The organism is Rhodopirellula sp. UBA1907, assembly GCF_002337565.1.
Classification (GTDB): Bacteria; Planctomycetota; Planctomycetia; order Pirellulales; family Pirellulaceae; genus Rhodopirellula; species Rhodopirellula europaea.
Genome location: NZ_DDGH01000094.1, coordinates 77,856 through 102,227, shown reverse-complemented (window position 1 = coordinate 102,227; position 24,372 = coordinate 77,856). Strand labels below are relative to the sequence as shown.

The 24,372-nt window shown below is 56.4% G+C and carries 18 protein-coding genes and 1 pseudogene; 7 read left to right on the top strand and 12 right to left on the bottom strand.

Annotation, left to right across the window (positions count from 1 at the left end):
• Positions 1-219: 219 nt before the first annotated feature.
• From B2R17_RS22005 to lpxB, 3 genes are all read right to left on the bottom strand, one after another.
• A complete protein-coding gene (locus B2R17_RS22005; RefSeq protein WP_286765684.1) occupies positions 220-885 on the bottom strand; it encodes a hypothetical protein in 666 nt (221 codons plus the stop codon).
• A 151-nt stretch (positions 886-1,036) separates the two neighbouring features.
• Complete coding sequence (locus tag B2R17_RS22000) at positions 1,037-1,837, bottom strand: hypothetical protein (protein ID WP_286765683.1); 801 nt, start codon at positions 1,835-1,837, stop codon at positions 1,037-1,039.
• Between the two features lie 50 nt (positions 1,838-1,887).
• Positions 1,888-3,141: a lipid-A-disaccharide synthase gene (gene lpxB, locus B2R17_RS21995; protein ID WP_286765682.1), complete on the bottom strand. Its 1,254-nt coding sequence runs from the start codon at positions 3,139-3,141 to the stop codon at positions 1,888-1,890.
• Between the two features lie 280 nt (positions 3,142-3,421).
• Between lpxB and B2R17_RS21990 the strand changes: the two genes are divergently transcribed.
• From B2R17_RS21990 to B2R17_RS21980, 3 genes are all read left to right on the top strand, one after another.
• Entirely contained in the window at positions 3,422-5,314 is a 1,893-nt protein-coding gene (locus B2R17_RS21990) for a HAMP domain-containing sensor histidine kinase (RefSeq protein ID WP_339886730.1), read from the top strand.
• Positions 5,315-5,324: 10 nt separating this feature from the next.
• A complete protein-coding gene (locus tag B2R17_RS21985; protein WP_286765823.1) occupies positions 5,325-6,674 on the top strand; it encodes a sigma-54-dependent transcriptional regulator in 1,350 nt (449 codons plus the stop codon).
• A gap of 234 nt (positions 6,675-6,908) precedes the next feature.
• Positions 6,909-8,345: a sulfatase family protein gene (locus tag B2R17_RS21980; protein WP_286765680.1), complete on the top strand. Its 1,437-nt coding sequence runs from the start codon at positions 6,909-6,911 to the stop codon at positions 8,343-8,345.
• A 217-nt stretch (positions 8,346-8,562) separates the two neighbouring features.
• Here B2R17_RS21980 and zwf read toward each other — a convergent pair whose 3' ends face one another.
• On the bottom strand, positions 8,563-10,017 hold the full coding sequence (zwf, locus tag B2R17_RS21975) for a glucose-6-phosphate dehydrogenase (protein WP_286765679.1): 1,455 nt from the start codon (positions 10,015-10,017) through the stop codon (positions 8,563-8,565).
• Between the two features lie 139 nt (positions 10,018-10,156).
• Positions 10,157-11,266, bottom strand: a complete 1,110-nt coding sequence (locus B2R17_RS21970) for a DUF4261 domain-containing protein (protein ID WP_008668984.1) — start codon at positions 11,264-11,266, stop codon at positions 10,157-10,159.
• A gap of 1,124 nt (positions 11,267-12,390) precedes the next feature.
• On the opposite strand from B2R17_RS21970, the gene B2R17_RS21965 reads away from it, so the two are divergent.
• Positions 12,391-13,023 carry a response regulator gene (locus B2R17_RS21965; protein ID WP_007328106.1) on the top strand — a complete coding sequence of 211 codons (633 nt, stop codon included), beginning with the start codon at positions 12,391-12,393 and terminating at the stop codon, positions 13,021-13,023.
• 493 nt (positions 13,024-13,516) lie between these two features.
• The gene (gene dapA / locus B2R17_RS21960) at positions 13,517-14,443 is read left to right on the top strand and encodes a 4-hydroxy-tetrahydrodipicolinate synthase (RefSeq protein WP_286765678.1); all 927 of its coding nucleotides are present in this window, start codon (positions 13,517-13,519) and stop codon (positions 14,441-14,443) included.
• Positions 14,444-14,649: 206 nt separating this feature from the next.
• Here dapA and mqnE read toward each other — a convergent pair whose 3' ends face one another.
• The 4 genes from mqnE to ubiE all read right to left on the bottom strand — a co-directional run bounded on the left by mqnE (position 14,650) and on the right by ubiE (position 18,362).
• Positions 14,650-15,813, bottom strand: a complete 1,164-nt coding sequence (gene mqnE / locus B2R17_RS21955; protein ID WP_286765677.1) for an aminofutalosine synthase MqnE — start codon at positions 15,811-15,813, stop codon at positions 14,650-14,652.
• Positions 15,814-15,890: 77 nt separating this feature from the next.
• Positions 15,891-16,808, bottom strand: coding sequence for a UbiA-like polyprenyltransferase (locus B2R17_RS21950; protein WP_286765676.1), 918 nt, complete (start codon positions 16,806-16,808; stop codon positions 15,891-15,893).
• Between the two features lie 13 nt (positions 16,809-16,821).
• Positions 16,822-17,490, bottom strand: a complete 669-nt coding sequence (locus B2R17_RS21945; protein WP_286765675.1) for a UbiX family flavin prenyltransferase — start codon at positions 17,488-17,490, stop codon at positions 16,822-16,824.
• On the bottom strand, positions 17,487-18,362 hold the full coding sequence (gene ubiE, locus B2R17_RS21940; RefSeq protein ID WP_286765674.1) for a bifunctional demethylmenaquinone methyltransferase/2-methoxy-6-polyprenyl-1,4-benzoquinol methylase UbiE: 876 nt from the start codon (positions 18,360-18,362) through the stop codon (positions 17,487-17,489). The genes B2R17_RS21945 and ubiE overlap by 4 nt, the downstream gene beginning before the upstream one ends.
• A gap of 44 nt (positions 18,363-18,406) precedes the next feature.
• Here ubiE and B2R17_RS21935 point away from each other — a divergent pair, with 44 nt between their 5' ends.
• Both B2R17_RS21935 and B2R17_RS21930 read left to right on the top strand, forming a co-directional pair.
• On the top strand, positions 18,407-19,096 hold the full coding sequence (locus B2R17_RS21935; protein ID WP_286765673.1) for an HAD family hydrolase: 690 nt from the start codon (positions 18,407-18,409) through the stop codon (positions 19,094-19,096).
• A gap of 146 nt (positions 19,097-19,242) precedes the next feature.
• Positions 19,243-20,091 (top strand): OmpA/MotB family protein, encoded by an 849-nt coding sequence (locus tag B2R17_RS21930; RefSeq protein WP_286765672.1) that lies wholly within the window; start codon positions 19,243-19,245, stop codon positions 20,089-20,091.
• Between the two features lie 59 nt (positions 20,092-20,150).
• On the opposite strand, the gene B2R17_RS21925 is transcribed toward B2R17_RS21930, so the two are convergent.
• The 3 genes and pseudogenes from B2R17_RS21925 to B2R17_RS28440 all read right to left on the bottom strand — a co-directional run.
• A complete protein-coding gene (locus B2R17_RS21925) occupies positions 20,151-21,587 on the bottom strand; it encodes a DUF1552 domain-containing protein (protein ID WP_286765671.1) in 1,437 nt (478 codons plus the stop codon).
• A gap of 3 nt (positions 21,588-21,590) precedes the next feature.
• Positions 21,591-23,969, bottom strand: coding sequence for a DUF1592 domain-containing protein (locus B2R17_RS21920; RefSeq protein ID WP_286765670.1), 2,379 nt, complete (start codon positions 23,967-23,969; stop codon positions 21,591-21,593).
• Between the two features lie 281 nt (positions 23,970-24,250).
• Positions 24,251-24,372 (bottom strand): annotated as a pseudogene (locus B2R17_RS28440) (TIGR02281 family clan AA aspartic protease); the annotation flags it as partial.

Genomic DNA, 24,372 nt, shown 5'->3' with positions numbered 1-24,372 from the left:
CGTACGCCTGAACGGCGTCGCTCGAGCTCTTCCCAAACTTCGTTTCAGGAGAGGTGAACCATGTGGGAATCTGCCAAACCCGGTATCCGATAACTGCACGACCTCGGTGAGGGAGAGTCCCTCCAGCACGGTCGCGCAGGTTTCTGTGCGGCGTCCTACGCGGAACAAGAATCTGCTCACGCAATCAGACACGGGGATCGTCGAAAACGTTCGCCCAGCTCACTGGCTGGCGATTGCCCCGTCCATCGCGATCGTGTCGGCGAAGTCGTAGGGGTGGAACACTCGGCCGATGCGTTCGGCGAGCATCTGCAGATAAAGCTTGCGGAATTTCGACTCGGTCGTCTCGCTGGTGTATTGCCCCGCCGTCGAGGGAAACATGAACTCATCGATCTCTTTGCGAAAGATGACGGATTCTGTTTCGACGTCGAGCACGGTTAGAGTCACTGCGGCGGATCCGCGATAGAGCGTCGCACCTTCGCGGAGCTTCATGCCGGTCAGTTCGATTGCCAAGACCTTCTCTGCTTCGACGCCTTTGCCGATGTCCAGGAAGTCCGTGTTTTCCCAACCGTGGGTGTCGCGGAACTCTTGGATTTGATCTTCGCGAACCAGACTGATGTCTTTGATTTTGTTGAGCACTATGTCGCTGACTTTTCGCGACAGAGTCCGTGCGGCGATGTCTTCGCTGTATTGGCTGCGGTCGGTGAAGGTCACCACCGCGACCTTCGAATCCTTGAGTTCTTCGCATTCTGCGGGGACTTGATCGGCACCAACGGCGTGCATCAAGTTGGACATCAAACCCAGGCAACCGGTTTGAGTGGTCAAGAGGAAGCAGGAAATCAGCAACGACGAAACGGTGCAAATGAGAGCGGTGGATCGAGCTGGCATGATGAACGTCAGAGGGCAAGCGGCGGGGAATACAACCGGAAACTTGGTCGTAAGCACTGCCAGTAATTCGACGCCACCCCAATCCGATGTTGTTCGCGAAATGCGAACGAAATTCAGACTGAAAAGCTTTTTGCGATGAGTTCCACGCCCGCTAAAGAACGACCGGCGCGACGATCAATTCGCGTTCGATTTGGAACAGCGTCACATGCCAATCGGATTCGTCTTCGCTGCGAGACGGATTCCATTGCAGTTCGATTTGAATCACGTTGTCGAATTGCCCGGTCGGATCTCGCCAGTACGTGTCGACCTTTTCACGGCCGTACTTCTGGAAGACGCGAGGTCGACGGTCGAGTTCCCACTGGATTTCTGGGCCGAGCCGTTTGACATCCGAATAAGCACCCGCACGAAACGTCTCGAGCTGTTCCTGGGCGGATTGATCCAACTCGTAAGCCGCGTCCAATTTCATCGTCGAAACTTGACGGTTGGGAGCCGATTTTTGCAGTTCGAGTGCCAGGGCTTCTTCGCCGTTGGCGGCCAGTTCGAGGTACTGCTGTGCGAAGTAGGTCGCTTGGTCGCCCAGCGTTCGGTACTTCAGGTAGTGCACGAAGAACCCGGTCGACCCGAACAGACACGCCAGGATGAGCCCGATTCGGGCGACGGTGGTGCCGACCGGTTTAGCCTCTCCGCTGTGTTTTCGCAATGCAAACAAGCAGAACGCAATCGCCAAAGCGGGCAGCACCAGCATTGGTTTGGCAACCGCGGCGGTGAAGCTGGATAGCGAGATCAGGAAACCGATGAAGGCACTGATGCGAACCGGTGCGACGTCATCAACCACCACCGCTTCGTAGCCCGATTCGGCTCCCATTCTGGGAACATCCTTTTCGCGATTGGCGGCGGTGGCTTTCGCGGCACCGCCCAAAAACAACGACTTGGACGATTCAGGCTGGTTCATTTCGGCGAGGTTACGAAAAGAGGACCACGGGGGAAGGTAGACCCGGGCTGTTACGCAGCGTCTCGCATTTGGGTTTGCATACCCAGAGATTTCTTTTCTGGGAGCGTTTCGAGGTCGCCGAACAGCTTGGAACGCAGTAGTTCCGCGGCTCTTTGGGACGCCCCCGGGCTGGCGTGTTCATTTCGCAGGTTCTGAAGGTCTCGCCGGATTTTGGCGTAGTAAAAGCTGTCCTGAAGCATCGCTCGCATGGTTTCAGTCAGGAAATCGATCGCGGGTTCCGGGTCGCCAACCGAAATGAACTCGGGGAAGAGTTTGCGTCCGGCCATCAAGTTCGGAAGCGTGACGCTGTCGATCTTCAAAACGCGTTTTCCGACCGCGTGCAAGACTCGTCCGACACGGTAAATCACCGCGGCGGGAGTTTCGCGGGCCAGCAATTCCAGGCTGACACTGCCGCTGACCATCATCGCACAGTGGGCGGCTTCGATGATTTCCGACGTGCAATCGACGTAGAAATCGATCGGCAAGTTTTTGTCTTCTTCGGACAGTTGTTCTCGGCACCAAAGGCATTGCTTGTCGCGGTAGGCAGCGACGGCAAAACGCACGCTTTCACCGGACTCGCTCAATTCGCGGTCCAGTCGGCGGATGGTTTCCAATTGAATGGGGAAGTTCGAACGGACTTCGTGGTCACGTGATCCTGGCAGAACCGCAACGATTCGCTCGCCCGAATTTTGTTGGCTATGGAAGCGACGCATGACCGCCGTGTCGAGTTTTTGTTCTGCGACGGCGTCAAAGAACGGGTGCCCGACCAGGCTGACTGGGATTTGATGTTGGTTGAAAAACTGTTGCTCGACCGGCAATACAGCGACCACGTGATCGACGCTGCGTTTCATCTTGCGAACTCGCCATGCACCCCAAGCCCACAACTGTGGCGGGCAATAGTAGTGAACCGGAATACCGTACTTCTTGGCTCGTTTCGCGATGTGCCAATTGAATCCGGGAAAGTCGACCAGGACGACAGAGTCCACCGATCCGGATCTGAAAATGTCTTCGGCTTGGTCGGCAAAGCGAAAGAATTTGCGGAGTTTTGGTAGGACTTCCACAATTCCGACGACGGCGTGGCGTGTCAGGTCCAAGTCAACGCGGCAACCGGCCGCCAGCATGGAAGGGCCGCCAAAACCGCGGCAAATGATTCGCTCGTCGTTTTGCATCGCCAAACCACCGGGATTCGCCAATTGACGAATCAATCGAGCGGCGTGTTGGTCACCGCTGGGTTCCCCGACGGAAAAAAAAATGGTCTTGGTCACGTGTGACGGTCCCCGGCGATCGTGGAGCAAAGTTCAACGTGGGGATATAGGAAATCACGCTTTGGCAACGCAAGTTCGATCCGCTCTTGCCACTCCGCCAAGCCAACGATACGCTTCGAAATGTTGAACAGGATGTTTCACACCGTGATGGTCAAGGAGGCCGATTCGGATGCGAAAAAATGGACCCCATGAGGCGGGCAGCCTCGCTGCAACGCATCCCACGGCGTCGCTATTTGGCTCCGGTTCGGATGAGTCATCTGCTGACGACGCGACGATTTCGATGTCCAACCGTGATGCGGTCCCGGACTCGGTCGCCGAACCTCTTTTCGCGCCGCCGAAGTCTCCTGCCGAGGCAAATCCTACGTCAGGCGAGGGTGCCGCTGCTGAAAAGTCGGCAACCAATTGGTCTCGGCGAATCCCACGTTTGCGAACCGATTCAAGAGTCTGGCGTTTGGCTCCGCGAGGCAAGTTCCCGAAGATTGGCTCGATTCAAGTCAAGCTGCTGACCGGGACGCTGGTTTTGGTCGCCTTGGTGATCACGCTTGGCGGCGTTGGAATCATCGGGTTGTACCAGTATCGAAACTTGGCCGACGCGATCAGTTCGCGAGCCAAGGAATTGCCGATGGCAACGCAGATCGCTCAAGCCGCCGCAAAGGCACGCGACAGCAACACGCGTTTGTGCCAGATGCGTGCTCAGGCAACCATGATCGACCCCTTTGGAATGCCGCACTCCAATTTGCAGATGGAGAACGATGAATTCCATAACACCATCAATGAACTGGATTCGGCACTCGGTCGCTATTCCACCATGGTGACGGCGAAGATCGAACAGCCCCAAGAAGTCGAGGCTGGTTCGACGCTGATCAATCCTGAGACGCAGCTCGCCTCGTTGGATACGATCCGGGGCATTTTGTCCGAGATTCAACAGAATCAAAACAACCTGGATTACTTGGTCATCGATCGTCGGTCCAGTCGCAACAAGATGGGTGAAACGCTCGACGAGTTGGTCGGAAAGACGCGTGCTCACCTCGTGTTGATTCACGGTCAAATGGCCGCGTTCAGCGACCACGTGAAAGGCCGATACCGGCTTGGGATCGGAATCGCTTGGGTGGCGTTTGCTGCCGCGATGGTGATCGCCGCTGTGATGGTTTGGGTTTTTCAAACCAGTGTGTTGGCACCGTTTAACAATCTGGTCATTGGCGCTCGTTTGGTATCACGCGGCCAGTTTGGACACCGCATTGATTTGGGAACGGGCGACGAACTCGGCGAGTTGGCCGTCATTCTCAATGAGATGACCGATCGCTTTCAAAACAGCATGGCTCACATCGAAAAGATGTGCGACGAGTTGGATCAAGAAGTGAAGGTTCGATCGCAGGAAGTGATCCGCAACGAACAGCTTGCCGGCGTCGGTTTCTTGGCGGCCGGGTTCGCTCATGAGATCAACAATCCGATGGCCGCGATTGCTTGGAGCGCCGAAGCGATCGAGTCGCGGATGAACGACTTGATGATGCTGCCCGACGACGAGCGATTGCTCGACAGCGAGATGACTGAGAATTGGCGTGAGAACCTGCAACGCATCGAAGGCGAAGCTTTCCGGTGCAAGTCGATCATAGAAAAGATGTTGTTGTTCAGCCGAATGGGCCAGGTCGAGAAGACTGCGTTCGACATCGTGCCGTTGGTCAACGACGTGATTGAAATGGTCGGAACACTTGGAAAGTACAAGTGTCAATCACTGCGGTTGCTCGGTGACGAATCGGCAATCGTCTATGCCAACGATCAAGAGATTCGCCAAGTCATTTTGAACTTGGTGACCAATGCGCTCGAAAGCGTGGATTGCGACGGCGACGTGAGCATCTACATCCAACAAGGTCCCAAGACGTCAACGGTTCGCGTGAAGGATACCGGTTGCGGGATGTCAGCCGAAGTTCAGGCCCACTTGTTTGAACCCTTTTTCACACGGCGCCGCGATGGCACCGGAACCGGATTGGGTCTCAGTATTTCGCACCGAATTGTTTGTCAGCACGGTGGCCAGTTGAGTGCTCGCAGCGAAGGCGAGAACCGCGGCAGCGAATTTGAATTGCGATTGCCAATCGCTGCCATCACCGAAGAAGTCACCTCCCCCGCGTATGAAAGTTGGAAGTTCCAAGATGCCCAGCAAACCCAAGCAGCCTAAAGCCGACGGCATGCACATTCTTTTCGCGGACGATGAACCTCAGTTGCAAAAGCTGATGGGCACCGAGTTGCCGCGAATGGGATACCGCGTGACGGTTTGTCCCGACGGGCAAACGGCTGTCGATGTTCTGTCGAAGGAGCCGATTGATTGCCTGTTGGTCGATCTCGATATGCCCGGAATGAACGGTATCGAAGTCATCGCTCGTGCTCGCGAAATCCGACCGGAGATCGAAGCGGTGGTGATGACGGGCAACCCCAGTCAGAAGACCGCGATCGAAGCCCTCCGCCACGGCACGTTCGACTATCTGATGAAGCCGTGCCGGTTGGCAGAGATTTCTGCATTGATGGGGCGTGTGAGTGAACGCCGTGAGTGGAACCGTTTGGTCGCCGCGCTTCGGCATCGCTTGCAGCGAGCGGAAGGCGATTCGGATTTGATTGGCGAGAACCAATCGATGAATGCGGTTCGCAAGCTGATCGCCAAGGTTGCTCCTACCGAATCAACGGTCTTGATCCGTGGCGAAACGGGATGCGGCAAAGAATTGGTCGCTCGTGCGATCGCGGACGAGAGTCTTCGCAGCGATCAACCCTTCGTCGCAATCAACTGTGGTGCACTGCCCGAGACGTTGATCGAAAGCGAACTGTTTGGGCACGTCAAAGGTGCGTTCACGGGAGCGGACTCCGGACGGATGGGATTGTTCGAAGTCGCAAGCGGCGGAACGTTGTTCCTCGACGAAGTCGGTGAGCTGCCGTTGGCTGTTCAAGCAAAGTTGCTTCGCGTGTTGGAGACCGGTGACATCCGGCGACTCGGTGACAATCAAAGCGTCAAGGTTGACGTGCGAGTCGTTTGCGCGACCCACCGTGATTTGGAAAAGATGGTCACCGAAGGCACGTTCCGTGAAGACTTGATGTTCCGCATCAACACGTTCGAGCTTCGGTTGCCGGCGCTTCGCGATCGCATCGATGATTTGCCCGCGTTGGCGGAACACTTGCTGCGTCGACATCGTGCCGATGGCACGAGCGGTCAGCTTTTCACCGAAGCAGCGATGGCTGAATTGCAATCGCATCAATGGCCGGGCAACGTTCGCGAGCTTGCCAACGTGATCGAGCATGCTTCCGTGTTGTGCGATGCACTTCCGATCGATGTGGAGCATCTGCCTCAACACTTCGCCAGCCGTCAGCTTCGTGCCGATTTGGCCGAAACCGCTCCGATGACGATGCGAGAGATCGAACAGCGTGCGATCGAGAGATCGATGACTCGTCATAACGGCAACAAGAAAGCCGTGGCGGAAGAGCTCGGTATGTCGTTGAAGACGCTTTACAACAAGCTGAACGCGGCATCGGAAGCTTCTGAAGCGGCTTAGCTCGTGCGTCACGCGATCGTTGAATCAACATCTGTACGATGGACTTCCAAGTCCGTCGCGGTCAATGGCTTTCGACGGACTTGGAAGTCCATCGTACGGGGAATTGAGCGATGGCCGGCTCGTCCATTCGTCGGGATTTGGTTGACTCGGGCGTTTGGGGGTAAGATATTTGCGCCGCCTCAATTTTGAATTGCTGGCACACGCACGCAAGCATCCCCATCCCGCTCGGTTTTCATGAAACTCCTTCTTAGAACCATTGCCACCGTTTTCGCGGTAGTCATGGTGTCCGTTCTCGCGCACGCTGAGACGAAGTCGCCCAATTTTCTGATCGTCATGGCAGACGATTGCACCTACAACGATCTGCCGATGTACGGGGGCGAGAACGCCAAAACTCCGAACCTGGAACGACTCGCCAAAGAAGGGATGACGTTCGATCGGGCGTTCCTCGCCGAAGCGATCTGCCAGCCTTGTCGTGCCGAGTTGTATTCGGGTTTGTATCCGATGCGAAACGGCTGCAATTGGAATCACTCGGCCAGTCGCGGTGACATCGAGAGCATGCCGCAGCATCTTTCACGAGTTGGCTATCGCGTCGGATTGGCTGGCAAGGTTCACGTCTCGCCGAAGTCCGCTTTCCCATTCGAGATGGTGGATGGTTGCGACAAGAATTGTGTTCGCAATCCGACCCAAGAAATGCAATTGGATTCCATTCGTGAGTTCATGGCTCGCGAGGATGGTCAGCCGTTTTGTTTGGTGGTCGCGTTGGTGGAACCGCACGTGCCTTGGGTGATGGGCGATGCGAGTGCGTACCCGCCTCGTAAACTGAAGTTGCCACCGAACATTGGTGACACGCCCGAGACTCGATCGGCGTTTGGTCGTTACTTGGCCGAGATCACTTACATGGATGATCAGTTCGGTCAAATCATGAACGAGTTAGATGAGGTCGGTGAATCGAACGATACGATCGTGTTGTTCACGTCCGAGCAGGGATCGCAGTTTCCGGGCAACAAGTGGACGAACTACAACACGGGTGTGCACACGGCGTTGATCGCCAAGTGGCCGGGCATGACCGTGCCGGGAACCAGGACAGACGCTCTGGTGCAATACGCCGATGTGTTGCCAACGTTGATGGATTTGGCCGGTGCGGAGTATCAACCAGAAGCGTTTGACGGGTCTTCCTTCGCTCATGTGCTAAGACACGAGAAGGATGCCCATCGTGAATATGCTTACGGGACGCACAACAATGTTCCTGAGGGTCCGTCCTATCCCATTCGATCCATCACCGATGGGCGCTATCACTACATCCGCAATCTGCAGAACGAGAATCTGTACATCGAAAAGCATTTGATGGGCATCAAGGGCAACGGCGAGCTGAACAACAAGTACTGGCAGACTTGGGTGTTCCAGAGCTTTGATCAGCCGGAGCTACTTCGTCTGATTCACCGTTACCAGTTGCGTCCGAAAGAGGAGCTTTATGATCTGGAGAACGATCCCTACGAGATGACCAATTTGATCGAAGACGAAAGCTTGGCCGGAGTTCGCGAGGAGCTGGGGCGAGAGTTGGATCGTTGGATGCAGTCGCAGGGTGACCCGGGAGCGGAGCAAGATACCACGGAGTCTTTGCGGGCAGCCAAACGCGGTGAGCATCGGTTCGGGATTGGAACCGAAGGGTAGAGAGATGTTGGCGATCGGGGCCCTGATCGCTTGGAGGGAGATATGCGATTGGTGGAAGCGGTATGTGAGGTCGACCGAGAGGCTTCGGTCGACTACATGGCGCGCGCCTGGGAGTGTCGGTCGACTACATGGTGCGCGACTATTGGGGCTGGTTGGTCGCGGGGACGCGACTAGGAGGCCCTAGTCGCCTACAGGTGCCGGATGGACTTTGGGCTGCCTAGATGACTGGGCAGACGTCGAACCATTCTCGTTTTTGGTCGAACAGCCACTGCGAGCATTCTTCGGGGCCCCACAGACCAGTTGGGTAGGTGTGCAGTGGCGGAGCAGCTGGGCTTCGCCAAGCTTCGATGATTGGATCGATGATGCTCCAGGCGAGCTCGACTTCGTCGCCACGCGCGAAGAGGCTGGCGTCGCCCTGAACCGCGTCCAGCAGCAATCGCTGATACGCGTCCGGCATCTCTTCTCCGCCAATGGAATCTTGGAAGTTGAAGTCCAGGTGATTGGTTCGGGTCTTCATTCCAGCATCGGCGACCTTGGTTTCGAAGTGCAATTGAATGCCTTCGGCCGGTTGGACTTGAATGACCAATCGGTTGCCAAGTTTGTTCTCTTTCTTGGGGCCACCGAACAACTGGTGCGGGACGTTCTTGAATTGGATCACGATTTGAGTCGTTCGGCATGACATGCCTTTGCCGCTTCGCAAGAAGAACGGCACTCCCTGCCATCGCCAGTTGTCACAGTACAGTTTCAACGCGGCGAAGGTTTCCGTTTGGCTGTTCGCCGGAACGCCTTCTTCTTGCAGGTAACCAGCGTATTGACCGCGAACGGTTTGGGAGGCGAAGTCGCCGCCTCTCATTTTGCGGACGCTATGCAGCACCTTGACTTTCTCGTCGCGAACCAAAGCCGCGTCGAACTTCGCCGGCGGTTCCATCGCCGTGATCATCATCAGTTGCAAGATGTGGTTTTGGAACATGTCGCGGAGGATGCCGCTGTTGTCGTAGTAGCCAGCTCGCCGGCCAATGACGACTTCTTCGGCCACGGTGATTTGCACGTGGTCGATGTAGTTCCGGTTCCACAGCGGTTCGAAGATGCTGTTGGCAAATCGCAAAGCGAAAATGTTTTGGACGGTTTCTTTGCCGAGGTAGTGATCGATCCGGTAGATCTGGTCTTCGCGAAAAACGTTGTGGATCGATTCGTTCAGGCGTTGGGCCGTTTTCAGGTCCGTGCCGAACGGTTTTTCGATGATGACCCGACGCGGTCCGGTTTTGTCACAGGCCAGTCCCGCTGCACCGAGTTGCTGGATCGCTTCTTCGTACAACTGAGGCATGGTCGATAGGTAATAGACTCGACCGGTCGATTTACCTTCTTCGATTTCATCCAAGAACGCCGCGAGAGATTGGAACGAGTCCGCGTCTTTGATGTCGCCGGGTTGGTAAAAGATGTTGGGTGCAAACGATTCCCAAGCTTCATCGCTGAACGACTTGCCGACGAATTTGGCAGTGGTTTCGCGAAGCGATTTTCGCCACTCGGCGTGTTCGTAGGGGCTTCGCGAAACACCGACGATGCGAGTCGAGTCTGGCAGGCGTCCGCGTGAGAAGAGTCGGAAGAGTGCCGGGACCAATTTGCGGCTGGTCAAGTCGCCACTGGCACCAAAGATGACAATTGTATGAGACATGGTCTGCGTGTCAGGTCAGAAGGAATCGCGATCAAACGGAAACGGAATGGAGGTGTGCGTTAATTGGCTGGAACCGAAGTTTGTCGCAGAGCGCTTCGCCGTGAACTTGCCGTGAGGACGTGCAGTACAAGGCCGAGACTCAGTCGTCTTCATCGTCCGGTTTGTCAGGATCAAAGGGTTCTGGGTCGAGGTACTCTGTGCCACTGGGATCGAACTCGCTGGAGCCAAATTCGTGGTCGTCCAGAAAGGCTTCGTCGACATCGTCATCGAGGGAGGTGAAGTCTTCTTCAATCGTGCCGGGGTCCAGCAGGTGTTCGGGAATGTTGCGACCGTCTTCGGGAATCCAGCGGATGGTTGGGCGAGGCGGATCAGAGAGTGATTGGTCGCACTCCATCGCCAACCACGTTTGGCCTCCAGGACCATCGGCGGTGTCACCCGTCGTGACTTCTTCATCGCCCGCCAGTAAGTACAGCGACGCATGTCGAAGGAAGCGTTCCACGTCTTCGGCAACGTATTCGGAAAGCGGGAACACCGCCTCCATGTCCGGCAAATCGAACTGGCCGTTTCCAACCGTGTCCATGATGGCGAAACGGTTGTCGTCGACATACACCCGGACATTGGTCCACATGTCGAGCGGAGGCAATTCCAAGTTCCAGGCGTGGTTGAGTCCTTGGCGAAGCACGTTCTCGTCGCAGAGAACTTCTCCGCCGGGATTGAAGTAGCAGATCGCTTCGGGAGCTTCGAGAACCGCGGCGACGGCTTTGGTTAGGAAGTGTAGTTCGTCGATCGCCTCGTAATCATCAGGGACGAGCGGCAAGTCGTCCTCGTCTTCGTCGTCTTCCTCTTCGGTCCCCAGGACGTAGCTGATCAGGAACCGGATGTGACAGGTGTGCTCGGATTGAATGTCCGGCATGTCATCCCAGTGCCGCGTCTGATCGCAGGCTCGTGACAAACAGCCGGGGAATGCGAGCGGACCGAATTGGCCCAGCGACCAAGCGACAAATCGTTCGGGCGATTCGTCTGGGTCACCCATGTCATCGGGCCAGGGGATCGACGACGGTGTGACGAGCAGATGGCCGCCGACTTCCGGACGAAAATCATAGATCAGCGTCTCGGGTGAGTCCTCGTCATCGAGTGACTCTTGGCGACCAGCCAATTGAAATTGGTTCAACCGCGATTGGATTTCGTCCAACTCGAGCGGACGGCGCAATAGCACGCACATGCCCTGGGTGAACAATCCTTTCGCCATCAATCCTATTCTCCGTGTCCGGTTTGGTTTCAAACCGCGGAGTTTACCCGTATTGCATCTGTCTCACGACCCCCGCACGCACGGTGCGAAATCGCACGAATCGGGAGAATTCGCCGATACGTCCCACCGGCCAGCCGTGATCTGAGCTCGCGAGTTGCGGAGGCGTGACCGCCAACTGCGTGCGCACGCGTTTTAACGGCGTTGAAAATTCCTTTGCGGCGTCCCGCGGAGGCTGCAAATAGCGGCGGTAGAAGACGGCACTTTTGTGCTGGAAGCTCTCAAGACGGTTTCAGTTGTAACTATGTGTTGCTCAGCCTGATGCCGTAACCATGTTTAGATGACGGCGGGAACGACCTGTTTCACGAGTAAGTTATATTGTCAGTGTGCGCAATGTTAAGTTTCTACTTTTAATTGGTCTGGCACGGGAGCATTTCGTAAACTTTGCGGCCTAGTCAGTCGATATGATTTGCGCATCTTTTGCGCATCGGCTTACAACCAACGGCGATGCCGGTCATCGCCCAATCGGGGCTAAATGGCGTGTAGTGCGGGCCGAAGTGATCCAATCGGGGAAGCCCGTCGTATAGAGATGCATTGATGGTCCATCCGGGGTGGAGGGGAGAGTTCTCCTTTGATCGGCGGATGGGAATTCAGCAAAGACATTGTTGAGTTATCAAAATTTTTGGAACCTTTTCCGAAAAAAATACGTTTACCAGTCGTGTGACAAAATCGGATTAAAAACACCCTCACAGTGATGCGGGTTGAACCACTGCAGGGGGATAAAATTGAGCGTCGCTTGTTTTACCAACTGTCTCGCTCGCTGGAGGGGATTGGCGGAAACCCCCAGTTTTTGCTTGCATTGGGTGTTTTTAAGCCGGTTTGGTACCGGGGGTGCTGATAGGACATCGCTCGATTGACCGGATCGTCACTGGCCTCTTGGTGTTAGTAAGCTAAGATTTAGCGTGCAAAGGATCGTGCGGTGCGATGTCGATGGTCAGATGCGTCACATGTCAACTAAACCGGTTTGCGTTATTAGTTGATTGAGTTACAACCCGCTTTTACCCCTCGATTGCCCAGAAGCCCTCCACGGCTCCCGCTCATACCTCTTCTTTGAATGGAAAAAACTGATGTCAAAACGCCTACTGATCGTCGATGATCACGAAGTATCCCGTTTGGGAACTTTAGCCGCCCTTGAGGGAACCGGCATTGAAGTGGTCGCTCAAGCTGACAAAGCTGCCGACGCTCTGGAGATTGTTTCGAACACTCCCCTCGATACCGTGTTGCTCGATATCCGGATGGAAGGCGGTGACGGTCTGAACACGCTTGGTCGTATCAAGCTTGATCACCCAGACCTGCCGATTCTGTTGTTCTCCGGATACGATAACCCTACCTATGTCGCTCGCGCGGTTGCACTTGGTGCATGCGGGTACATCCTGAAAACGGCGCCCGTTTCGCGTCTGATCGAAGCTTTGAATCTGGCTTTCGATGGTCAACAGTCCTGGACTCGCGAAGAACTTCGTCGCGTCACCGGTGCCTTGGCGACTCCTCGCATGAACCAAGACATCGACGTGCCGTTGACTCAGCGTGAAAGCGAAGTCTTGCGTCAAATGGCGTTGGGACTGACCAACAAAGAGATCGCCAAGATGCTCGGCATCAGCTACGAAACGGTCAAAGAGCACGTGCAGCACATCCTGCGTAAGCTCGGCGTTTCGGATCGTACTCAAGCCGCTGTTTGGGCCGTTCGCAAGAACTTGGTCTAATTCCGCTTGGATTGATCTCTCACGAATTCTCAGACACTGGTCGTCGGTTCCATGCGGATTTGGCGGCCTGGGAATTCAACAGACGTCTCGCACTTCGGCAACGCAATGGTGCTTCTGCCGAACTTCTTTTTTGCGGACGTGTCTGCTATCTGGGCGAGTCGAATGATTCCTCGTCCCGCGGACTGACACTGCGTCCAGTTTTGTGTTCGCATGTCAATTTCGGCTTTCGCTTGCCATCGATTGGTCGCTAACGCTCATTCTCGCACGAGGTCTGCTCGTCGTGTTTGAAGATCATTCGCGATCGGAACCCGTCGATTGAATGCGTTTGGGCGGTCGCTGCCGATTGCGGCAGCGATAGGACGGCGTGAACCGAGACCGATCGCTCAGACTGTTCGTTTCGGCCGCATTTTGGCCCGTGAAATGTTTTGAGAAAACGTTAAACTGCTCGCTTGTTCCATGACCCTGTTTTTGACTTTTGTTCCGGACGTGCTTGATGTCTCCCAGAAAAGGCAGCGATTTCGCTGGTTTGTCCACCGCCATTGTGACTCCCTTTCGTGATGGACAAGTCGACGAGAAACGTTTGGCTGAACAGATCGATTTTCAAATCGACGCGGGCGTGACGTGCATCGTGCCATGCGGGACGACGGGCGAGTCACCGACGCTGACGCATGACGAGCACGAACGTGTGATCTCGTTGACGATTCAACACGTTGCCGGCCGCGTCAAGGTCATGGCGGGCACGGGCAGCAACAGCACAGCAGAAGCGTTGCGATTGACTCGTCGAGCCGCCGATGAAGGTGCGGATGCGACGTTGCAAGTCGCTCCGTACTACAACAAGCCAACTCAGGAAGGCATGTATCAACACTTCCGCGCCGTTGCGGAAGCTGTCGATATCCCAGTCTGTGTCTACAACATTCCCGGTCGTTCGGCGAAGAACATCGAAGTCGACACGATCGTGCGTTTGGCGGAATTGCCGAACATCACGATGGTGAAAGAAGCGACTGGATCACTGGATCAATGCACTGCGGTCTTGGGAGCGACCGACCTGACCGTTCTGTCGGGCGATGATTCGTTGACATTGCCGATGATGAGCGTCGGAGCCGAAGGCGTGATCTCCGTGGCGGCCAATTTGGTTCCATCGGTGTTGTTGGAAATGGTTCAAACAGCAGCGGCGGGCGATTACACGAAGGCAGCCGAACTGCATCATCGTTTGTATTCCCTGTGCAGCAAAATGCTGGGGCTGGCGACGAACCCAATCCCGGTCAAAGCTGCGATGCAGATGGTCGGACGTGACACCGGCGAAATGCGTTTGCCGATGGTCCCACTGGATGAGGCCGACCGAGCGATCTTGCAAGAGACGCTGATGAAGTTTGGCATGGAATCGGCCATCGCTGGGCAATTGCAAACCAGCGGTGCGTGATCGGAAGACGCCTTCCAATCGAAAGCAATAACGCGGCAGCCTCAATGGTTGCCGCGTTTTTTGTGCGCGGATTGGCTGCCTTGCTTACGCTGCGGGTTGTGAAACGTGGGCTGTGTGCATTGCTTACGCTGCGGGTTGTGAAACGTGGGCAGTGTGCCTTGCTTACGCTGCGGGTGATGACAGATGGCACCTATCTCCCGCGTTTCTTAGGCTCCAGCCAGCTGAGCGTCGGCATCGACGCTTTCGCCTGATTGCCAGACCGTGAAGTCATTTTCGTCGCGAATCACGCGGTTGTAAGTCGTGTCACGTTCGATGGGATCTCGGCCCGCTTCGCGAATTAGGTCTTTGATCTGGTCCACGGACATGAATTCGGGAGTCTTCGCACCGGCGTCGTGGTAGATCAATTCGTGCCGGACGGTTCCGTCAATGTCATCGGCTCCGTAGGCCAATGCCGTCTGAGCCGTCTCGATGCCCAGCATGATCCAGTACGCTTTGATGTGTTGGATGTTGTCCAGCATCAAACGGCTGATCGCCATTGTTCGCAAATCCATCAGCCCCGAGGGCTTTTTCAGATCCGACAGCTTCGTGTTGTCGGGGTGGAAGGCGAGCGGGATGAAGACTTGGAATCCGTTGGTTTTGTCCTGCAGTTCACGCAGACGCATCAGGTGGTCGATTCGGTGGTAGGCCTTTTCAACATGGCCGTACAGCATCGTGCAGTTCGTTTTCAAACCAATTTGGTGCGCGGTGCGGTGGATTTCTAACCAAGCCGGCGTGTTGGCTTTGTGTTCGCAAAGTTGATCGCGAACTTCGGGGTGGAAGATTTCGGCTCCGCCGCCCGGCATGCTGCCCAGTCCAGCGGATCGCATGTCGTCCAGAACCCACTCAAACGACTTCTTGGTTTGGAATCGGAACCAGTCGATTTCGACGGCGGTCCAGGCTTTCAGGTGAATCTTCGGGTAGTTCTCTTTCAACATCGAGATGATGTCGCGATACCACTCGTACTTTCTCTGGTGGTGCAATCCGCCGACGATGTGCATTTCGGTGCACCCGTTGGCCGTCGCCTCCGCACCGCGATGTAGGATTTGCTCATCCGTCATCGCGTATCCATTTTCGTCCCGCAGATCTTTGCGGAACGCACAAAAACGGCATCGGTAAACGCAAACGTTGGTCGGGTTGAGGTGCGTGTTGATGTTGTAGTAGCCAACGTTGCCGTTCTTTCGTTCGCGAACGTAGTTGGCCAGTTCGCCGACCTGTTGGATCGAAACTTCGGGTTCGTAAAGAAACAAACCGTCTTCTATCGACAGGCGTTGTTCAGATTCGACCTTGTCACGAATTTCGCGAAAGCGGGCGTCTCGTTCGTTGGCTTGCATGGTGATGATTCGAAGGGAAAGGCAATGCGAAAAGGACGATCGGTCGGCGTGTTGCTAACCGCCCATGTAATCAACCGCTAAACAAAGCAGTCGATCACGCCGGCGGTCATCAGAATCAGGCTGACGATCGCGTTGGTATGAAAAAAGGCTTGGTTGACGCGAGACAGGTCGCTCGGCGAAACCAATCGATGTTGGTAAATGACCAAAGCGGCAGTCAGCATGACGGCGGTGAGGAAGACCAGCCCCAGACCGGAGGATCCTCCCGTCCAGGCCAGCAAACCCAACGCTAAAATCATCGCAACATGTGAGACCGCCGCAACCCGCAGGGCGCCCGAAACGCCGCGGCGAGACGGAACGCTGTGCAGACCTTCGGCGGCGTCGAACTCGGCGTCCTGGCACGAATAGATGATGTCAAACCCTGCCACCCAAAACGCGACCGCGACGGCCAGCCATCCGGGGACCCAGAAATCGCTGGGGTGCTGAACGACGACTTCACCGCGAATTGCGGCCCAGACACAGATCGGCGACAGGCTGAGTGCGATGCCCAGCCACAGGTGTGCCGAAGAGGTGAAACGCTTGGCGAGCGAATAACCGCAAAGAAACAACAGCACCGGAACGGATGCGAAAAGCGGCAATCGGTTGGGCAGAAACAGCAGCGTCGAGGCGATGAATCCGACTCCGCAAAGTACCGTGAACGCGAGCACGGCCGGAGCGGATAGCTTGCCGGCGGGAATGTGGCGAGTCGCGGTACGAGGATTCGCGGCATCGATTCGTCGATCGACCCAGCGGTTGAATGCCATCGCTGCGCTGCGGGCCAAGACCATGCACAGCAGGATGCCGACGATGTCCTGCACTCGGATTTGCGGGTAGGTCACCGGCGAGGTCTCGGGCAACGGAGTCGCCCAAGCGAGGAAAGCCGCCAGAATCGCGAATGGGAGTGCGAAAATGGTGTGCGAAAAGCGGATCAGGCCGAGCCAGTCATTCAGTTTTGCCATCGTTGTTCCCGCTTCATGCGTCCTTCCATCGTTGGATCAATCCGTTGTCCAAACCGATTTGATCGAGAATCCTTGCGACGACAAAGTCGACCAGGTCTTCGATTCGTTTGACATCGTGGTACCAACCCGGCATCGCGGGAAGCAGTACGGCTCCTGCGGCGGCCAGTCGGTGCATGTTCTCGATTTGCAAAACGCTCATGGGCGTTTCGCGAGGCACGACGACCAGTTTGCGATGTTCCTTCAAATGCACTTCGGCGGCACGTTGGACCAAGTTCGACGCGGCCGAACGAGCGACGCCTGACAGGGTGCTGCCGCTGCAAGGGCACAGCACCATCGCGTCGGTGAGAAACGACCCACTGGCGATCGGTGTCATGTAGTCATCGTGCTGGTGGTAATGCAATCGCTCATCGCCGGTCGGTCCGATCTCGTCGAACTTCGGCGCCGGTTCGCTGGCCCACTGCGGCACGCATGCCAGCAACGCGTTTAGGTCCGGTGATCGCAGATTCAGTTGCAGCCCCATTTCCTGGTGCAGAACGGCCGCTCCGCTGGGGCTGATCGTCAGGTGAACTTCCACGTCTGGATCTCGCCGCATGACTTGCAGCAAACGAACCGCGATCGGTGCCCCGGAAGCTCCGGTCATCGCCAGCACGATTCGGCGGCGACGTTTGGTTCCGTCGCTCATGTCGCCACCAAGGCTTCGCGTTCGCGGTGAGCCGCCATTTCAGCGTGATCCGTTTTACCGCCTGGTTTTTCGCCCACGTAAATCGTCGCGACACCGAGCGTCAGCGGGCGGAAGGTCACGTGCTGCAATCCAACGTCCCGCATCCGACCCGCCAAAGCATCGCCGCAAGGGAACTTGCCAACCGATTCAGGAAGGTACTCGTAGGCGGATTTGTCGTTGCGAGCCATCCACTGGCCGATGCGAGGCAACACGTGTCGGAAATAGAAGTTGTAGGCTTGCTTCAAAACCGGCAGCGTCGGCTGAGAAAATTCGAGCACCAGGACCTGTCCGCCTGGTTTGCAGACGCGAGCCATCTCGGAGAGGCCTTGATCGGTGTCGGCGATGTTTCGCAATCCGAACGCGACGGTCACGCATTGGAAGGAGTCGTCGTCGAAGGGCAGCGCCATCGAGTCCGCTTCCAGGAACGGGATCGTGTGTCGGCCTGATCCGCCCGCTGTGTCGCGAGTCCGTTTGGCTTCTTTGACGCGAGCGATCTCCAGCATCGCGTGGCAGAAATCGCTGCCGATGACCTGGACGTCCGGGCCGACCGCATCAGCGATCGCGATCGCCAGGTCTCCGGTGCCGCAGCAGAGATCCAAAATCGGATCGTCGCCTTGAATCTTCAGCGTCTGCACCGCTTTGCGTCGCCACCATTTGTCGATGTTCAGTGACAGCAGGTGGTTCATCACGTCGTATCGCGGTGCGATCTGCCGAAACATTTCGCGAACTCGCTCGCCACTTTTGTCCAAGCCCTCGGTCGCTGGCGACGGACGTGTTGCCTCTTTCGCCGAAGCATTGGGCTGGTGGGGCGGGTCAACGTTTGGGACACTCATGCGACAACTTAGGAAGACAACAAGAGGGAAGGGGCAGCGGTTAAGTGCGAGTGTTGCTATTTGACATCGACGGGACGCTTTTGACGACCGCCGGTGGCGGGAATCGAGCGCTTCGGCAAGCGATTGAAGAGGAATTCGCGGTCGAAAATCCCGATACTCAGATTTCGTTTTCGGGCCGGACTGATCGCAGCCTGATGGTGGAGTTGTTGCAGCGAAACCGAGTTTCGCCCTCGAAGATCAATTGTGGTCGATTGCGACGACGATACGGAGCCCTGTTTGGCGCCGAACTGCGGCGATCGGGTGGCACGTTGTTGCCGGGCATCGTGCCTCTGTTTCAAGCGTTGAACGCGATTCCGAATCTCGACATTGCTGTAATGACCGGGAATTTTCCGGAGACGGCAACTCAGAAACTGGAACATTTCGAGATCCGTCGGTGGGTTCGCTGGATCATCGGCGGCGATTTGGACGTGCATCGCGATGACATGGCGCGGCGGGCGGCGATGATGGTGGCACGCCGGCACGGTGACGCTCATCAAGAAACGATCGTGATCGGCGACACTCCCGCCGACGTGCTGTGCGGCCGAGCGATCGGTGCAAAAACGCTGGCCGTATCGACTGGCGAATTCTCCCGCGAACAATTGGCCCCGGCCGAGCCAACGTTGTTGCTGGATGATTTGTCGGATACGGAACGAGTGATGCGTTTTTTAGTCGATGATGAGCTTTTGGCGGAATGAGGTTCCCGTCGTTGCGTTTCGGGCTGATGTTGCGTTGCTGGCTGATTCTGAGATTTGGCGATTCTTGAGTGAATCCGCTCGATTTTTTGAAAGTCGTTTCGAATCGGTGTTGTGATCGGTTGGTTTCGTTTCGTAACGTCCGTGCCATGAACGTTCTACGTCAACGCTCCGATATGCCTTTCCTCGCGGTCGCACTTTTGTGGACCTGCGTCGTAACGGGCTGCTCGCAAAACCCGTACTTGGCGGGCGGCGGTACTTCCGTGTGGCAGCCGCAACCCAGCACCACCGCGGTCAACGGCATCCAGGCCCAAGTGGCCGAGCTGAATCGTCGAGTTCAATTGCTGGACGACAACAATCGCCAGCTCACCACGCAACTCGCACAAAGCGAGCAACAGTCTCAGGTTTATCGCGACGAGTTGAACCTGGTCCGCAAGCAATTGTCGGACACGACTCAGCAATACGAGTCGGCTCGCATCGCGGCCCAAGACGCTCAGACTCAGGCACGAAGTTTTCAAGCCTCCGCTCAAATGCGTGGCGGTGCGACGATTCGTGCGAACACGAACCTGAACCAAATGGCTGGCCGTTTGAACTTAGGCGGTTTGAAAGTCGAACAAGACGGCGAAGTTCTGCGGGTTGTGTTGCCAAGCGATCAACTGTTCGCTCAAGGAACCGGCCAACTGCAGCCTTCAGCGGGTGCGATCCTCGATCCGACCGCCGCACAGCTTCGTTCGGTTTTCCCACGTCAACGAATCGGCATCGAAGGCTACACCGACAACGCTCCCATGTATGGCGGAGCCGCCGGCAGTGCTCATCAACTCACATCGGCTCAAACCGGCGCAGTGCTGGATTGGTTGACACGACGAAGTGGCATGCCCGAACAGCAGTTGTTCACGGTCGCGCAAGGATCAAACAATCCGCGGCAAGACAACACGACGCCCGCCGGTCGCGCCGCCAATCGCCGCATCGAGTTGGTGATCTATCCCGAATCGTTCTGATCTGGGATGAGACTTGGCGGACGACCAAGCCGGTGGTCTTTCAGACTGCGGCTGCCTGTCTAGCTCAAGTCAACCTTGCCGTCGCTGGTTCCGAATTGCTCCGCGTTGATTCCCATCGCGTTGAACATTGAGACGTACAAGTTGCACAGCCTGGATTTTTCGGGTGCAACCAGACGGCGTCCTGTGCGAACGACGCCGCCTCCTCGACCGGCCAGCAACAGCGGCAGATTTTCGATGTCGTGTTTGTTGCCGTCTCGGATGGTCGAGCCGAACATAACCATCGAGTTATCAAGCAACGTCGAGTCGCCTTCTTTCAATGATCGCATGCGATCGATCAGGTAGGCGTACTGCTCCACATGCCAGGTGCCGATGCGCTCGTATTCTGCGATCCGGTCGGGTTCGTTTCGGTGGTGAGAGATCCCGTGGAAGGAACTGTTCACGCCATCGATGAACGAGAAGTTTCGGCCGGTTTGAGCGTTGCCCATCATGAAGGTCGCAACGCGAGTTGAGTCGGTCCAAAACGCGAGGACCATGATGTCCATCATCAGCCGAACGTGTTCAATGTGCTGTTCAGGAAGTCCGGGGCCCGGACGCGGCACGTCGATTTTGCCTTCGTTAATCCAGCGTCGTTGGGGCTTCATCGATGCTTCGATACGCTGCTCCACGCTTCGGACGCTTTGCAGGTACTCGTCCAGTTTCGCGCGGTCTTCGCTGCCGAGTTGCCGCGACAACCCGCGAGCGTCTTCGAGAACGATGTCGAGGACGCTGGTTGTGTCTCGTTGCAGTGATTTCGCGACCTTCGGATCGTGCAGATTCAATCCCGAGACGGGCGGAGACGCGGCACCGCCTCGGAACAGCCGATCAAAGGCGAGTTGCGGAACGATTTCATTGGGCAGCGGCGTGTTTCGGTCTCGCCAAGCGATGTGAGAACCATAGATGCGAGTGAATCCGCCACCCACGTTGTCGACGCCGGTGTAAGCCGAGTCGACGCCGAGTTCCAGACTTGGCAGCGGCGTTAGCGAACCGATCTTTGATGCGATGAATTGGTCGGCCGACATGCTGCCGGTGTCCATGTCTCGGCCCGATGTGCGAAGCACGAAACCGCCGGACAAGAACGCGGGCACTTTCGGCCAGTGCCCGTTTCGCATGTTCAGGTTGGGGTGATGCAAGTTTTCCAGCAACACGACTTCGTCGCGAACATCGGCCAGAGGTTTCAGCATCGGCGTCAGTTCGAATTGGTCGCTGTTTTCGATTTCCTGCGGCGTCCAATTGGTTGGGTTGACCCCATTGGGCATAAACAAAAACGCGGTGCGAACGGGCGGTCGATCGAGCGGTTTGACTTTGCCGTTTGCATCCACGTCCGGTGGCGAATTGTCAGGTGACTCGCCGGCCATCGCATGCATCCAAGGAAGGCTGAGTCCCACCGCGGAGCCTTGCGACAGTCCACGGAGCAACCGACGTCGTGACAAACTCGCACTTTTGGTTCGAAACAGCATCGTTTAGCCTCGGTTCAGAAATGGAGTGCTTTGAATGATCGCGTGAATCAACTCGCGAGTCCGCAGGTCGTTATCCGACATGTGATTTCGAATGGAGTCGATCGTGCACGCATCGGCTTCTTCCAGGCTTCTCGCCAGGGCGAACCCGAGCATGCGCCGGATGTACTCGTCCAGGAAGGCTTCTTGGCGAGCCATCAGGACAGCTCGCAATTCATCAACGCCGTCGAACGTTTCTCCGCTGGGCAACCGTCCCGAACTGTCGATCATCGGAAGCTTCGCGATTGTTTCGGGAGCTTTTTCAATCTTCTTCTGCCAATCCTCTTCGCTCGCGGGGCCGCGTTCATGATCACGCCATCGACCGATCACGTCAAAGTTTTCGAGTGCGAAACCAATGGGATCGATCAAGTCGTGACAGGCGGCACAGGTTGGGTTTTCTCGGTGTTGTTCCAGTCGTTGGCGAACCGTCGATTTGCCGTTCTCCTTTTCACCACCTGGCAGCGACGGGACATCCGGCGGCGGTGCTGGGACTCGAGTTCCAAAGATTGTCTCGAGCACCCACGCTCCACGAAGCACGGGACTGGTTCGCCGCGAATAACTGGTCAGCATGTGAACGGCACCCAAGCCCAAAGCTCCGGCGCGACGCGCCGCTTCGGAATCATCTGCGATGCGAACGGCAGCGAATCGATCTTTGTCGTCTTTCAGTTTCTTCGCAGTGGTTTCCATTCCGTAGTGTTTGGCCAACCGATGGTTGATGACGACCGTGTTGGAATCGATCCAATCCGTCACCGGCCGATTTTCGCGAATCATCCAGGCCATCGTTTGGCCGACTTGTTCGCGAAGATCGATCACGAGCTTGTCGGAGTATGCCGGTTTGAAGAAGTTGGTGTCAGGGATGACCGTGTTTCCAACCGCGGCGGTTCCGAGCCACTGGCTGGCAAATGCATCGGCGAAGCGTTTCGAGCGTGGATCGGCGAGCATCCGGTCGACTTCTTTGCGAAGCGTCTCAGGCTGGCTGAGCTCACCACGCTCGGCAAGTTTCAGCAGTTGCTCGTCGGGGATCGAGTACCAAAGGAAAAACGAAAGCCGCGTCGCGAGTTCCAAATCCGTGATGCGATGAAGGTTTGAATCATCGGAGTCGGATTCGCTGATGTACAGAAAGTTGGGCGACGTCAGGATGGCTTGGAGGGCGAGTTGCAACGCGGCACGAGAGGTTTCGCCTCGAGCAACCACATGATCGAACAGCACCATCCAGCGAGCGGTCGTGGATTGGTCGATTGGTCGCCGCCACGCTCGTCGAGCGAAGCGAGCCAAAATTACCTCAGCATCTTCGCGAGAAACTGGATGAGTCAGCGCGTCATCATCGGGTGCGAGCCCCAGGATTTTTGCGGTCGCGACTAAGCGTTTTTTCAACGAGTCACGACCGTATTCTTCGAACCCGCGATAGAACTTTGGCCTGAGTTGATCGATTGGGACTTCCGAGTTCTTCCATGCGAACTCGCGGACAACGTCGGACATCTTTTGTCGGTCGCGCTCGATCTGTTGCCCCTTGCGGTATTCGATTCGAGGCAATTGAAACAGCCGAGCATAAGTGATTGTTGGTAAGTCTTGATCGGCTGAATCGCTTGCAGTGGAATTGATTTGGACCGCAATGTGGTGCTGTCCTTTCGGGAGCGACAACGTCATCCAGTGATGATCGTTCTCTCGGCGGTTCTCTTTCAACGTCGCCGCGACGATGCCGTCCACGCGCACTTGGACTCGTGAGTTGTCCGGGACGTTTCGCGGCAGCCGAATGGAAAGGCCGTATGTTTCATCGGTGCTGCAAAGCATCGTGTGCGTTGCGATGGGTGCCTCGCCATCCGGTCGGAACTCAATGAGTTGTGGCGTGAGTACGATCACTTCGTCGATGACTTGGGAGGCGACCTCCAGATAGCGTTCCATCAACAAAGGCGGCATGAACAGGGTTTCGCCGTTGTTGTTGAATCCTTCGCCGCCTCCACCATCCGCAGGAAACGTTTCGACAAAATCAAAGTTCAGTCCGGTCAGGTCATTGATTGCATGTGTGTATTGATCGCGATTCAGCCGTCGTGGTACGGGGCGTCCTGCGAACTCGCCACCGTCGCAGGCGGTGGCCTTCAAGTGGTCTTCAATCCACTGGCTGAGCTGCAATCGTTCCGTTTCAGTTGGTTGGTCCGCATCCGCGGGAGGCATCGTGCGATTGTGCAATTGCTCCGCCGCGCTCGACCAAACTTCGCGGCGTAGTTGAATCTCATCCATCGTCATGGATTTGAGAAAACCGACTGGATCCTCGTCGTCATCTGGCGAATGGCAATCGCCGCAGTACTCGACCAGCATCGGGCGAATGCCATCTTCAAAAGACGACATCGACTCCGGCTTTGGGATCCCGGCGGTGTCAGTTTTGTCTGGTTCCTCGCCAAGGCACGCGGCTTGTTCTGCAAGCATGACAAGCAAAAGCGATGACGCGAGGAGAACTGCGTGCAACGAGATGGAGAGCCTGGTTGGCATGATCGCTCGGCGGGGAAAGCAATCGCGAGCGATTCGCGGGTGCTTTCAAAGGTGGGGCGAGATGGGCGGGGAAGCCTGCGGTGGGGAACTCATTGTCGCCGCTGGGGAATGCCGATGCAAGTTTTGCAGGATCGGGATGTTTAAGGCGACGTTTCGACTCGCAGCATGCTGAGGCTTTTCTGTGCGGCATCGATTTCAAATTTGAACTCACCGAGATAGCTCATCCCAAGCATCGGATCGGCTCGCGCGGCGATGGGCTCCA